We start from the raw sequence: 13,139 nt of genomic DNA on the forward strand, positions 1-13,139 counted from the left end.
CTGTCACAACATTCATTTAGGGTATCACTAATTCTAGCTTTAACCTCAAAAGAATTCCTTAAATAATTAACATATTCTTGCAGTTTACTAATTGGTAGGGATTGTTTGGGTGATATTATTTCTATATAGCAATGTTTTAGTTTCTGCTCGATGGCTGGATCTACTTCATCAAGACTTTTTTCCCCAGTCTTAGTTAATATAAAACTGTTTGTACTAGGACTATTAACCTTCCTAATGTTTAATTCATAATCATAAATTTCCAAAATACCTTGTTCACATATATAAAATGGTGTCAATATTGCATCATTGCAATAACTTCAGCTTCGCTATCCTCTTCAAATTTACCGCCAATGCCGTCCACTTGCTTTGTAAGAGCACACTTCTTAAGAGGCGCGCCCTTAATCCATGGAAGCGTTTCATTTCGCCATTCGTCCATTCATAAAGCACGCTTCTTGTACTTTTTAAAATTCATCGGTTTTAAACCGTACCTTTGCTTCCTTTGATTTGAAGTTCTGATACATCTTTTGTTAAATTATTTCAAGTCTTCAAAAACAGTAATAAATAATTCCCCATCAGTTTCTCTTACCACCTTAGCTTCAATTGACCTTTCAGGAAATCTGGCTTTAAAACTCATATTCCAAAACATTAGCAATATATTTCCAAGAGTTTCTATTTGTTCTTCTAAATTACCGTCATCTTGTGTATTTATATGAAAAAAGTCTCTCAACTGATATAAATTCATCGTTTTTTCAATACAAGTTTTTTCCCCTTTACAATCCTCCTTCCAACTATCATACATTTCTTTTGAGAACTTATCTTTTAATATAATACACCCATCGACTTCAACAATTTCAGGCCAATAAAACTTTGCAAATCCCAATGCTGTCTGCAAATCAGCTTTTAAATTCACATAGCTCCACCAATTAAAACTATCCCGGTTTGCTTCTTTCCACTTCATGAATTCCACAACTACTTCATCCTCGAAAATTCCCACAATCTCAGATCCTTTCAATATCTTTATGGATATTCTGGCTCACAACTTCTTAAATCAATTCATCTACAAACGTTTCTTGTAAACATTGAATCCTATACTTAGCCAACAAACTAGCATCAGGCAGTTCTTTTTCGGTAAAACAAGAGATATCCGAGGTTTGGCCTCGCCGTAGAAACCTTCCAACAGTTTATTAATAAAACTAAAATCAACGACTTTATCAATTAATTTTAAAATGTGTTTATCAGGGATTTTATCATAGAGAATCGCATAGGGACTTAGCTGTTTGGGATGAATTTTTAATATCAAGTCCCTTGTTTCTCCTTGATAACTTACTTCAAACTTCGACCTGGAAAACCCTTTCTAAAGAGAATTTTTCAGTGGTTTCAAACCGACCCTTGCTTCCGCGAGCAAATTTGCTCGCCTCGCTAAAATAGCTTACACTTATAATTATAGTATTTTTGACGCAATTGTCATTTTGACGACGATTCATAGTACATCAAACTCTTTTCAAGCACTCTGTTTATGATGATCATATTTTTTAGGAGTGATTTGTATGTCTCTGTTCAAATATGTTTCATGGAATCCATTCCCAATTAAGCAACTCTGTCAACATGACAACAATAAAGAATGCGAATTGAAGCCTAATTGCCATAGTCGCGAAAATTTACTAAGCTCACACCTTTACTTCAATTCTTCCAAATACTTCAACGATCCCTTTGATTTGTCACCTTTTTGCGATGTCAATGCAACGATATCACAAATTTTAGAAAAAGCGATTGAAACTATTATGATTACAGAAAGCTTAAAAATAAAAGCTGCCACTTTAAAGGCTAAAGAGCTTATTAAACTTAGAAAGTTGCATACCAAAGAAGGAAAAGAAAAAGCTGTAGCTGATCAATTGTCTCTATTGCAAAGAATAGGAGTTTGCTGTTTTTCTGAATTAAAACCAGATGACCACAAAAGTACTCTTTTATGGTCCCACTATGCTGAAAAACACAGTGGTCTTTGTTTAGAATTTCACCTACCATCATCACTTAATGTATTCACCAGCATAGGCGCTAGGAACCCTATTTTTTCACCAACTCCTATAAACTATCTTCCTACTTTGCCTCAGATAAACTTATTCATTAACACTCAAGATGACATGCTTAACTGTTTGACTGTAAAATCGCCTGAGTGGGCTTATGAAAAAGAACACCGGGCATTCTCTTTAAATTACGTTGGACTTGTTCAATATGAACCATGGCTTCTTAAAACAGTTACTGCCGGTTGTAATATGAACGATACGGAATTCAACGAATTGAATGCAACTATTAATAAACTTAGTTATCAACCTCAACTATTTCGCGCCAGAAAAAAAGACCGCGAGTTTGGAGTAGAGTTAATTCAACACATATAATGTTTTAATAACTCATCTTCAACGCGCTTGTACGCCAACCGATCACGTTCCGCTCTAGAGTGCTCGGGGCTTGCAAATATGACTTATTCAAAGCTATAGAAAAACAGTTGCAAAATAGCGACTGAACAGAGAAACACGATGGTCATTCAAGAACTTCAACAACCATGAACATTTATGCACGTCTGCAAAAAGCAGCTTCGTTGCGGCCAAATAAAATGAATATCATACTGTCCGCCACAAAAAATTAACAGATATGCAACAAGGAGGACTTCATGTTCAAGTTAGGAAACGGTATGAATGAGAAAACAATCGAACATTTCTATTCCAATTCATATGTTGTCGAAAATACATCCGACACAAATCGACTCAAAGTAAGTTTATCGAAATCGCACATCGCTACACTCATACAGCTCCTCGAAAAAATGGATGGGCCGTTTTTTCTTCTCTACATTCTCCATACGCCTCGAACAACAGCGGAGGCAGCCCGTTATCAAAGCGCCGAACGATCGAAAGAAGACGCCGTTCTTTTGCTGCAAGAATTTGAAGAATATCTGGAGAACGATGGTCGCCATGATCTATGGCTTCATGCGCCAAAATCAAATACAACCCTTGTCTATGATCGCCACAATCTCCTTTTTCTGTACGGGCTGAACACGCTGCAAACCGAGTATGTGCAGCAAATTTGCAGTCCTGTTGAAGAAATAAACATTCCGACCCCGCATAAGCATTTTTATCATGCGAAATATGACGCTGCTGAAGAAGCTATTTTAAAGCATATCTCTTGGCGCAAATCGCCGCTTACTGAGCAAGACATGCAATAACGTTCCCTTAGTAGAAAGGAGGCTATATGCTTGATAAACTATGGCGAAAATCAACCGCCATCCAATTGCTTAAAACTTTTTCGCGCAATGATTCTCCGTGGGAAAATGATGCAGCCGTCTTTTTTATAAAAAACGGCTTGGCTCGCTTGCGTATGGAATGCGGACTTGCCAAAGACCATCGTTTGAAGGTGTTTTTAGACTTGAACGATACACCCTTAATCAAAATACATTCTATCGATGAAAACCTTTGCCCTACTTGTGAAAAACTGATCTCTGCCGGTTACGGCTTAGGAACGCTCAGCGCCGAAGAAATCTCGACAATTCGTACTCATCTGAACCGCCCTTATGAATCGATCTCTTCTTCTTTGGACGAATTACGTCCGATTTTGAATTTGCTGAAAAGCGGTTTTTATGCGCTGGCCGATTTGCCGCTTTTGCCATCGGACGGAAACGGAAACCTTTTTTGGAATCAAACAAACATTCCTGTTCCTAACAAAGGAAGCCGCTGGATTCATCTAAAAGGCTTTGTCGCGGAAGGTCAACCAACATTCTTGTTGGCGAGCCAGCCGCCAAACCGTATCGACGAAGAGACCGTCAATGCATACCGTGAGAAAATACGTGCAGGCGAACCTTTACACGGTTTGGCTTACTACATAGGTTATAGTCTCTGCGTCTTGCTTGACGGCCATCATAAAGCTCTGGCTGCTGCTCTGGAAGGGCAAAAACTACGCTGTCTAACAATTTTGCCTGTGCATTCCGAGTCGTATGAGCAAAATAGAGTAGATTATAAAATCTCATTGGGCGGTGTCTGGTTCAACACGGAAAGCCTATCTTCAAACGCTGACAATCTGATAAGCAAAGGCTTTTTCTGCTATGACAATTTAAGTGTAGATGAGGTGGAGCAACGATTGTCTCAGTCTGTAGAATCGTGGGATCAATACCAATGGCCGCAAGCTACGCTTGAAGCAGGTCGCAAATATCCCAATGCATTTGCTTTGGCCTGCGCAGAATGCGCAGGCGACCTGTCGAGTGATCGGATTGACCGCCTATTGCGAAGTGAGGAAGAAGATTCCATAGAGAAGTTGCAGCTTATCATGAACTCGTTAATCGGTTTGCACGATGACAGAGCTTTTTCCGTAGTAAAACGAATCGCCAAAAATCGTAATTATTGCCTCTTATGGCATGAAGCGTTTCAATTTTTGTCCACGATCAAAACAGAGGAAGTCGAATCCTTCTTCATTGACTTCTTGATTGACGATGATAAAACCCGGCCTGAACTAACAAAAATAGCCGATGCCTATTTAGCAGCCGAGTCTTAATGCGCACCGTTTCCTTAACTCCATCTGTCACTGAACCATCACTTTCGCTCATCCTTTTCCAACATTAATTGATAAAAAGGCTTCTCGGTCAAACGACCGAGAAGCCTTGATTTACCTATGGCGGGAGCGTGTAGGAATCGAACCCACCCAGGACGGTACTGCCGCCCCGCGAACGGTTTTGAAGACCGCAGAGACCACCAGACCTCATCCGCCCCCTTGTTATGTATCCATATTATCACACGCAGCATTAAACCGCAAATCTTCTGTCATTTTATCCATAGTTACGCACAGGTGTTTGCCTTGTTATGAACAGGCAAAATAGTTATCAACAGAGTTTTGCACTTATGCACATAAACGACTCTTTTTCAACAACTTGCTCACAGCTTATCCCCTGCTTTTTGTGGATAACTTTATTTACTTGTTTACTTTGTTCCGTTAGCTTTTGCTGGGATCGTTCACCGCGCCCATGAAGAGGATAGAGTCAGTCGGCTTATGCACAATCAGGAATAGGAACGGATGATCGGCGCGGAAGATCGTCGGTTGTTGGGGCAGAAAGCTTTTAAGTCCGACCACGACAGCGGTCGCAGCGGCGGCTTCACTGCCTTTTTCGTTGACTTCGATCATCGCCTGATGGATCACATGGCTGATGTACAAATCTTTGCGCCCGTCCATGCCCGACAAATCGGCTTTGTATTGATCGAAGGCATCGGCCATGCCGAGCGCCGGGAGAAGTTTTTCGTCGTCCAAGTAATAGCGGGTCGCGAATTTGAATTTAGGCAGCGACACTTCGACCTGTTTCATCGTCATTTGCGCACGCAATGTCCTGATTTGCTCCGGCGAAAGATTGCGCGCCAAATCGGCCGCGCTGCCGTTCGGCAGCAAGACCAGCATCGCGACGTCATCGCCTGCGTACGGCAGTTCGACGGCCTGGACGCCTTCGCTTTCGGCGTAGGCAAACGTATCGCTTTGCCGCATCAGCGCGGCGTCGATCTTGCTGCCGTCAGCGAGGCGGAACGGCTGGTTGCTTGTCGCTTCGGCCTTAAATGGTTTTTCCCAGTCGCCTTTAAAGTAAATCGCGTTGGTCAGCACGAGGCGCGTCAGATAGGTCAGATCGCCCTGCTGCAAAAGATTTTTGATCTTATTGTCGGTTCGTTCTTCCACCCAATGGTTGATCGTCATACGGCTGTTCTCGGTATCTTTGGCAAAGTCAAGCGTTTGAAACGACCCCTGGTAATAACGGTCGGTCAGGGAAAGAAACGGCTCGCTAAACGAAAAGCCCTTCTGTCCCCAAAGCGCATTGGCGATCTCGAGCCGGTAGCCTTTATCCTTCCCCGTTTGCAGCTGCGTCAGCAGGTTGGAGAATTTCTGATGCAGCTCGTCTTGCGGCCCCGTAAAATGCAAGGCTTTCGCCATTTGCGCTTCGGTCTGGCCGCGACTGCCGGCATAGGTCATGACCAAAGCCGTTGAAACGCCGAGCGGCGAATAAAACGTATTCTTGTCCGGCTGCGCTAGCTGGATGCGTTGGTACAGATCGACCGCAAACTGGTTGTTGCCTTCCGCTGTGTTGTTGTCTTTCTCTGCCGGAACGCCAGCGCCCGCGATGCCTGTAACGATAAGAAGCAGCGCCGACAGACACAGGCCGATCCATTTTGCCTTTCGCCCGCAATATTCGTTTATCATGCTCGCACTCCCTTTATTTTTATTTGCTTTACTGCTTCTATTCTACCTGTAAATCCACACCTTGCCAACAAGTTACCCACAGGATATCCACCGATTTTTGTGGATAACTTTTCGCTTTTACGCACACTTCTCTTCTATGAATCACTCTTTGAAGTTTCTTGGCATGTTTGTTTGCGTCTGCTATAATTACACTCAAATTGAAGTAATGAGGATGGTACGTTATGCGATTGATTTCCTGGAACGTAAACGGTCTTAGGGCCTGTCTGGGCAAAGGCTTTGCCGATTTTTTCACTGGCATTGACGCCGATATCGTCTGCCTGCAGGAAACGAAGATGCAGGAAGGCCAGGCCAAAATCGATTTTCCCGGCTACCGCCAGTATTGGAACAGCGCGGTAAAGAAAGGTTATTCCGGCACCGCGATCTTCACCCGGTTGGAACCCTTGTCGGTGCGCTACGATTTGGGGCAGAGCGAACACGATCAGGAAGGGCGCGTCATCTGCCTTGAGTTCGAGTCGTTTTTTCTGGTCACGGTCTACACGCCGAATTCGCAGCGCGAGTTGGCGCGGCTCGATTATCGGCTGCAATGGGAAGACGACTTTCGCGCTTACCTGCAGGAACTGGATCGGCAAAAACCGGTCATTCTCTGCGGCGACATCAATGTGGCACATCAGGAGATCGACCTGAAAAATCCGAAGACCAATCGTCGCAACGCCGGTTTCACCGACGAGGAACGCGGCAAGATGAGCGAACTTTTGGCTGCGGGCTTTACCGATACGTTCCGCCATTTGTATCCGGAGCAGGAAGACGCCTACACCTGGTGGTCATATATGATGAAGGCGCGCGAACGCAATATCGGTTGGCGGATCGACTACTTCCTGATTTCCGACCGCCTGCGCAGCGAGTTGAAGGACGCTAAAATTTATCCCGACGTAATGGGCAGCGATCACTGCCCGGTCGGCCTGGAAATTTTCTAGGCCTGCCGCATTTTGCTCTTCTTTCTCACCTTGCGCCGTCCTTGTCTCCTGCCGCTAAGCGCGCAGCCGAGGCAAGCGACGGCTTTTTTTCGTTTCATCCCGTAACAGGAGTTTTTTAAACGTTTTTTCCTTTTTTCGCGAGAAAAAGTATAATAACTTTAAAAACCCCGCTCGCGTTGTTATTCATTTTGTAATTTGCTATGCTTGTCCTATCACACTTTCTAAACGATGGAGCATTGCATGATGTATGAAACAAAACCGTGTAAACCTTTTCGACGCGAACTCCTCACCTTGCTCTTACTGATGATCGTCGCAATCCTGCTGCTCGTCGAAGGCAGCAACGCGTTTGTTTTTTATCAATTGAACTCGCAGTACCAAAGCAGCGAAGCCGCCAATGTCCGCAGCACGGTGCAGCAGACGCTGGCTTTTCAGGATCAGGCCTATCTGCTTTATGAGCAGCAGCTGGAAGAACGGATGAAAAAAGCGATGGATCTTTTCCAGCAGGCGTATCTGCGCAACGGAAAGAACCCGTTGCGAATCGATCTGCAGCGCATCCAGCGCAATGCCGGACTGGACATCGATCTTTTCGTCCTCGACAACGAGGGCCGCGTCATCTACACCACGTTTTCGCCGGATCTGAACCAGCTCGTGATACGACCGGATTCGAGTCTGGCAAAATCGCTGCAGCACGCGCGGGAAAACGACGAGTACCTGGTCGATCGCTCTTCGGTCAGTCTTTATGACGGCGTTAAGAAATTCTCTTACCAAAGCACGCCTGACGACAAATACTTTTTGGAGATCGGCATCGCGCTCTCGCAGCACCAGGATGCGCTTGGCGTCATCGACTTCGATGCCGCGATCGAGCAGCTGATCTCCGAGCATGACATCCTGGCCTCTGTCCGGGTGTACGACCGGGCCGGCTCCGATTTCACCGCGGCTAAGGGAACGGGACAGTATCGCCTGAGCGGCGAAAAACTGGCCGCCCTGCAATCCGCCGTTCATACCGAAAAGCCGCAGCAGCTGAGCGAAGGCGCTTTGACTTATGAGTATCTGCCACTGCCGCGCCAGAAGGACTATTTGACCGGCAAAGTGGTCGAGATCGTCTATGACACCGGCAAATGGCAGCTGCGTTGGCAAAAGTACCTTTTGCTGCATGGCGCGATCGCGCTTGCCGCGATTTTCGGCGGCATTCTTTGCAGCTTTTGGCTGACGAACCGAATCGCGCAGCCGATTTTGCGCCTCTCTCATAGCGTACGCCGCATCGCATCCGGCAACTTCAACGAGCCGGTTTCTATCGCAGGCGAGAATGAGATCAGCCGTTTGGCAGAGGATATCGACGGCATGCGGCAGAAGTTGGTCGCGATGATCGGTTATCTGAAGGATTCAAACGATCAGCTTGCGCAAGGCTACGACCTGACGATCCGCGCCTTTTTTAAGACGCTCGAAGTCCGCGAAAGCCGCACCGCATCGCATTCGCTGCGCGTAAACCAGATCGCGATGGATATCGGACGGCAGCTACAACTGAGCGAAGAACAATTGTTGAAACTGGAATGGGGTACACTGCTCCACGATATCGGCAAGCTGGCGATTGAAGATGCAATTTTATTAAAATCGGGGCCGCTGACCGTTGAGGAATACGAGTCAATGAAGGAACACCCGCGCATCGGCTATGAAGTGCTGCAGGATGCCGCCTATCTGCGCGACGCGCTGGAGGTCTCGCTCTTTCATCATGAAAATTATGACGGTACCGGCTATCCGCACCGTCTCAAAGGCGAGGACATACCACTCCTGGCGCGAATTTGCGCCGTAGCCGACGCGTTTGAAGCGATGACCGCTGATCGCCCTTACCGCCAGGGAATTCCACTGGAAGAGGCAGTGGAGGAACTGAAACGCTGTTCCGGCGCACAGTTCGACCCGTTGGTGCTCGATGCGTTTTTTGCACTGCCCTTGGAAGAATATCGGATACCAAAAGACCCGGCCTAAGCCGAGTCTTTTGGTAAGGCTGAAAAGAAACGGTAACACAAAGAAGCGAAGCGGGCCGATTCGATCGGCCCGAAAAAAAGGAAGAAGAATACTAAACTCTTCCTCCCTTCTTCGATTCTTCGTGTAAAAAACGTCCCACTTGCTTTCGTTTTATCGACATTCTCAGCCCCTGTTTAGGCAGGGGCTTTTTTCATTCAGTCATCGCTGCCGCGCAGAATCATCAAAAGACGTAGGATTTCCCAGTACAGCCAGACCATCGTGACCATCAGGCCGAAAGCCGCGAACCATTCCATCTGCGCCGGTAAGCCTTGACGCGCTCCGTCTTCGATCCGGTCGAAGTCGAGGATCAGGTTCAACGCCGCGACGCCGATCACGACCAGGCTAAACACGATGCCAATGATGCCGCCGCTGCGAAACGGCAGGTTAATGCCGAACATGCCGAGCAGCAGATTGGCCATGATCACCAGAAAAACGCCCATCGTAGCCGCCGCCACGAACGACTTGAATTTTTCCGTCGCACGGATCAGTCCGAAGCGATAGCAGCCGAACATCGCCGCTGCGACGCCAAACGTCAGCATCACCGCTTGAAATGCGATGCCGCCGTATTTCATCGACAGGATCATCGTGATGGAGCCGAGAGCAAAGCCTTCGAACACCGCATACAGCGGCGCCGTTACATGACAGGTTTGCGGTTTGAAGCAGGCGACCATGCCGAGAATCAGCGTCGCAACGATGCCGACGCCGGCAAAGATCGCAACGGTTTCGAACTTACCCGTCATTGCCAGATACAAGAAGGTGGACAGGGAAGACGCAACCAGTAAGAAGAGCAGGCTCATCGCCTTGTTGATCGTACCGCTGACTGTCATCGTTTCCTGGCCGACCTGATACCCTGAGCGAGTAAACGTATCGCTCTTAAAAATCGGATTTGAATTTCTCATTTGAGATACCTCCTGGAAATTTTAACATACAATATTACCTTTTCGCCTCGCAGCGCTTTTCTCCTGCTGAAAAATACGCAACCGCAAAGACACAACGTTCAAAAAGGCGATAGGCGGCCGATACGATCGGCCGCCTCAGAGTGTGGACAATTTTTAAAACAGAATACGGTAACACGAAGAAGCGAAGCGGGCCGATCCGATCGGCCCGGTAGAAAGAAAGAAGAATAATAATCTCTTCCTCCCTCCTTCGACTCTTCGTGTAAAAAACGTCCCGGTGGTTCTATTTCTTACGACTGTACGGCGTGCCGGAAAGCGGCAGTTCGGTGCGAAAAATTCCATCGCGCCGGAAGTACGCACCGGCCACAGCCGGCGCGGTCGGTACCGTGACGATTTCACCGACGCCTTTCGCACCGTAAGCCAGCTTATCCGGGTTCTTTTCGACCAAAACGCTTTCGATCCTCGGTACCTGGCTGGAGCGAAAGAGACCGAGCGTGCCGAACTTAGCCGTCGGCTCACCCTTTTGCAGCGGGTAGTCTTCCGTCAGCGCATAGCCGAGTCCCATCACGACGCCGCCCTCGATCTGTCCCTCTATATTGGTCGGGTTAATCGCTCTGCCGACGTCGTGCGCGGCAATGACGCGTTCGACTTTCCCCTCCGCATCGAGCAGTACGACCTGCACCGCGTAGCCATAGGCGACATGGCTGACGGGGTTTGGCTTGTCGGAATTCATCGGGTCCGTCACGCCGGAATATTCCCGGTAATATTGCCGTCCCTCCAGCTCTGCCAGCGGCGTCTCGTCCAGATCTTTCTTTAAATCAAGCGCGGCCAGACGGGATGCTTCTCCATTAAATACCGTCTGGCGTGATGCGGTCGATGTTCCACCATCCGGGGTCCGCGAGGTGTCTGGCATAGCCACTTCAATGCAGTCGGTCGGCAGCTTTGTCGTCTCGGCCACGATTTGCAGCATCGTCGTCGCTATGCCCTGCCCCATGCAGGCGGCGCTGGTATAGATCACGGCTTTGCCGTTTTCGATCCGGATGTTGACGCGACCGACGTCGGACAAACCGACGCCGATGCCTGCGTTTTTCATCGCGCAGGCAATGCCCGCATCGGGTCGGCTGTCGCAAATCTCTTTCACGGCCAGCAGCGTATCGATAATGCCGGTTCCCGGATCGGCAATCTGGCCGTTCGGCAGCACATCGCCCGGTGCAACTGCGTTTTGAAAGCGAATCTGCCAAGGCGTAATGCCGACTTTTTCCGCCAGCATGTTCAGGCAACATTCCATCGCGAAGCAGGATTGCGTCACGCCAAAGCCCCGAAACGCGCCACCCGGCGGGTTATTTGTATATACGCCAAGACCGACCACATCGACGTTGGCAATCTTGTAGGGTCCGGCCGCATGCGTACAGGCGCGCTGCAGAACCGGCCCGCCTAATGATGCATACGCGCCGCTGTCGGCCAGCAAGTGCGCCTTTACCGCAGTAAGATGGCCTTTAGCATCGCAGGCCACTTCATACTTCATTTCCATGCCGTGCCGTTTCGGATGCACGCGGATGCTTTCCTGGCGGTCGAGCGTCACTTTCACCGGCACGCCCGCATGCCAGGCCAGCAGCGCCGCATGATGCTGCACCGACAAGTCTTCCTTGCCGCCGAAGCCTCCGCCGACAAGCTTGCTAACGACCTTCACCCGTTCTTCCGGCACGCCAAGTACGCCGACAATGCCTTCGTGATCGTCGTATATGCTTTGCGTTCCGGTATAAACGGTCATCGTACCATCGCTTTCCGGCACCGCAAGCGCGCTTTCCGGTTCGAGAAAAGCGTGTTCGGTCGGCGGCGTACGGAACGTGTATTGGACGACATGTGCAGCCGCAGCAAACGCGGCTGCCGTATCGCCGCGACTGAGTACCGTTTTGGCGAGCAGATTCCCTTTCGGGTGCAGCTTCGGTGCATCCTCGGCAAGCGCCGCCTGCGGCGTTGTAAGCGGCTCGCGTTCTTCATAGTCCACTTTTATGAATGCCAGCGCCGCTTTGGCCTGGCGGCGCGTTTTGGCCGCAACAAGCACCACCGCGTCGCCGACGTAGCGGGTTTCCTCGCCTTCCGCAATCATCGCCGGCCAGTCATGAATGATATGTCCCTGAAAGCGTTCGCCCGGCACATCTTTGGCCGTCAGTACAACCGCGACGCCCGGCTGTTTTTTTGCTTCGCTGGCATCAATCGTTTTGATAAAAGCCCTTGGCATTGGCGCGCGCAGTACAGCGCCATGCAGCATATTCGGCAACTGCATGTCGTCGACATATTGTCCGATGCCAAGTACCTTGGCCCGCGCGTCAAGACGCGGCATCCGGTCGCCGACGCGATAACCGGTACCGTTTTCCGGTACCGGCAAAGCTTCACGCAGTAGTTTTGCCGCCGCTAAAATCGCTTCTTCAATTTTTACATAACCGGTGCAACGGCAGATATTGCCGTGAATCGCTTTTTTTACTTGTTCGGGCGTCGGTTCCGGCTCCAGATCGATTAACCCTTTGGCGCTGATTACCATGCCGGGAATGCAAAAGCCGCACTGCACCGCTCCGGCAGCGGCAAACGCCCAGGCATAGACCTCCTGCTCACGTTTCGACAATCCTTCGACCGTCACGATCCGCTTGCCGTTCAGCTTCGCGAGGCTATAGAGGCAGGCGCGGACGGCCTTTCCGTCAAGCAGCACCATACAGGTGCCGCAGGCGCCTTCCGCACAGCCGCTTTTCACCGAGGTTAATCGCAGCTCGTCACGCAGATAGTCGAGCAGATTCGCGTCGGATTCGCATGCACAGTCTTTTCCATTGACCGTAAACATAAACATCGCCAACACCCTTTCTTCTTAGAAAAACGATTGCCGTAGCCAGCAAAATACTCCGGGGTGATTTGACACGAAGACACGAAGAAAAGCAAAGCTTGCGAAGAATTTCACTCTATATATTCTTCGACTCTTCCATTCTTCGTGTCTTCGTGTTAACCGTTCCCCTTTTCAATATTATTCAATCAGTAAAAAATA

9 protein-coding genes, 1 tRNA gene and 1 pseudogene are annotated in these 13,139 nt (G+C 48.7%); 5 read left to right on the top strand and 6 right to left on the bottom strand.

What is annotated here, in order from left to right; all coding sequences use genetic code 11:
- Positions 1–318: 318 nt before the first annotated feature.
- Both QTL79_RS07540 and QTL79_RS07545 read right to left on the bottom strand, forming a co-directional pair.
- Positions 319–479, bottom strand: a pseudogene (locus QTL79_RS07540) (IS5/IS1182 family transposase); the annotation flags it as partial.
- A 53-nt stretch (positions 480–532) separates the two neighbouring features.
- A complete protein-coding gene (locus tag QTL79_RS07545) occupies positions 533–967 on the bottom strand; it encodes a hypothetical protein (RefSeq protein ID WP_346354352.1) in 435 nt (144 codons plus the stop codon).
- 580 nt (positions 968–1,547) lie between these two features.
- Between QTL79_RS07545 and QTL79_RS07550 the strand changes: the two genes are divergently transcribed.
- The 3 genes from QTL79_RS07550 (at position 1,548) to QTL79_RS07560 (ending at position 4,533) form a co-directional block, all read left to right on the top strand.
- A complete protein-coding gene (locus tag QTL79_RS07550) occupies positions 1,548–2,393 on the top strand; it encodes a DUF2971 domain-containing protein (RefSeq protein WP_346354353.1) in 846 nt (281 codons plus the stop codon).
- Positions 2,394–2,665: 272 nt separating this feature from the next.
- Entirely contained in the window at positions 2,666–3,214 is a 549-nt protein-coding gene (locus QTL79_RS07555) for a hypothetical protein (protein ID WP_346354354.1), read from the top strand.
- Positions 3,215–3,240: 26 nt separating this feature from the next.
- Positions 3,241–4,533, top strand: coding sequence for a hypothetical protein (locus tag QTL79_RS07560; protein WP_346354355.1), 1,293 nt, complete (start codon positions 3,241–3,243; stop codon positions 4,531–4,533).
- A 118-nt stretch (positions 4,534–4,651) separates the two neighbouring features.
- On the opposite strand, the gene QTL79_RS07565 is transcribed toward QTL79_RS07560, so the two are convergent.
- Positions 4,652–4,749: transfer RNA gene (locus QTL79_RS07565), tRNA-Sec, on the bottom strand.
- Positions 4,750–4,968: 219 nt separating this feature from the next.
- Positions 4,969–6,213: a serpin family protein gene (locus QTL79_RS07570; RefSeq protein WP_346354356.1), complete on the bottom strand. Its 1,245-nt coding sequence runs from the start codon at positions 6,211–6,213 to the stop codon at positions 4,969–4,971.
- Positions 6,214–6,434: 221 nt separating this feature from the next.
- On the opposite strand from QTL79_RS07570, the gene QTL79_RS07575 reads away from it, so the two are divergent.
- Positions 6,435–7,187 (top strand): exodeoxyribonuclease III, encoded by a 753-nt coding sequence (locus tag QTL79_RS07575; RefSeq protein ID WP_346354357.1) that lies wholly within the window; start codon positions 6,435–6,437, stop codon positions 7,185–7,187.
- A 240-nt stretch (positions 7,188–7,427) separates the two neighbouring features.
- Positions 7,428–9,170 carry an HD domain-containing phosphohydrolase gene (locus QTL79_RS07580; RefSeq protein WP_346354358.1) on the top strand — a complete coding sequence of 581 codons (1,743 nt, stop codon included), beginning with the start codon at positions 7,428–7,430 and terminating at the stop codon, positions 9,168–9,170.
- A gap of 194 nt (positions 9,171–9,364) precedes the next feature.
- Here QTL79_RS07580 and QTL79_RS07585 read toward each other — a convergent pair whose 3' ends face one another.
- Together QTL79_RS07585 and xdh are read right to left on the bottom strand one after the other, a co-directional pair.
- Positions 9,365–10,108: a Bax inhibitor-1/YccA family protein gene (locus QTL79_RS07585; protein ID WP_346354359.1), complete on the bottom strand. Its 744-nt coding sequence runs from the start codon at positions 10,106–10,108 to the stop codon at positions 9,365–9,367.
- Positions 10,109–10,388: 280 nt separating this feature from the next.
- Complete coding sequence (gene xdh, locus QTL79_RS07590; RefSeq protein WP_346354360.1) at positions 10,389–12,947, bottom strand: selenium-dependent xanthine dehydrogenase; 2,559 nt, start codon at positions 12,945–12,947, stop codon at positions 10,389–10,391.
- Positions 12,948–13,139 lie beyond the last annotated feature (192 nt).

It is taken from the genome of Azotosporobacter soli, from assembly GCF_030542965.1.
Lineage (GTDB): Bacteria > Bacillota > Negativicutes > SG130 > SG130 > Azotosporobacter > Azotosporobacter soli.

Bases quoted from the DNA above. Each gene is read 5' to 3' on its own strand.
- QTL79_RS07550 (WP_346354353.1), top strand. From the start codon at position 1,548: ATGTCTCTGTTCAAATATGTTTCATGGAATCCATTCCCAATTAAGCAA.
- QTL79_RS07555 (WP_346354354.1), top strand. From the start codon at position 2,666: ATGTTCAAGTTAGGAAACGGTATGAATGAGAAAACAATCGAACATTTC.
- QTL79_RS07560 (WP_346354355.1), top strand. From the start codon at position 3,241: ATGCTTGATAAACTATGGCGAAAATCAACCGCCATCCAATTGCTTAAA.
- QTL79_RS07570 (WP_346354356.1), bottom strand. From the start codon at position 6,213: ATGATAAACGAATATTGCGGGCGAAAGGCAAAATGGATCGGCCTGTGT.
- QTL79_RS07575 (WP_346354357.1), top strand. From the start codon at position 6,435: ATGCGATTGATTTCCTGGAACGTAAACGGTCTTAGGGCCTGTCTGGGC.
- QTL79_RS07580 (WP_346354358.1), top strand. From the start codon at position 7,428: ATGATGTATGAAACAAAACCGTGTAAACCTTTTCGACGCGAACTCCTC.
- QTL79_RS07585 (WP_346354359.1), bottom strand. From the start codon at position 10,108: ATGAGAAATTCAAATCCGATTTTTAAGAGCGATACGTTTACTCGCTCA.
- xdh (WP_346354360.1), bottom strand. From the start codon at position 12,947: ATGTTTATGTTTACGGTCAATGGAAAAGACTGTGCATGCGAATCCGAC.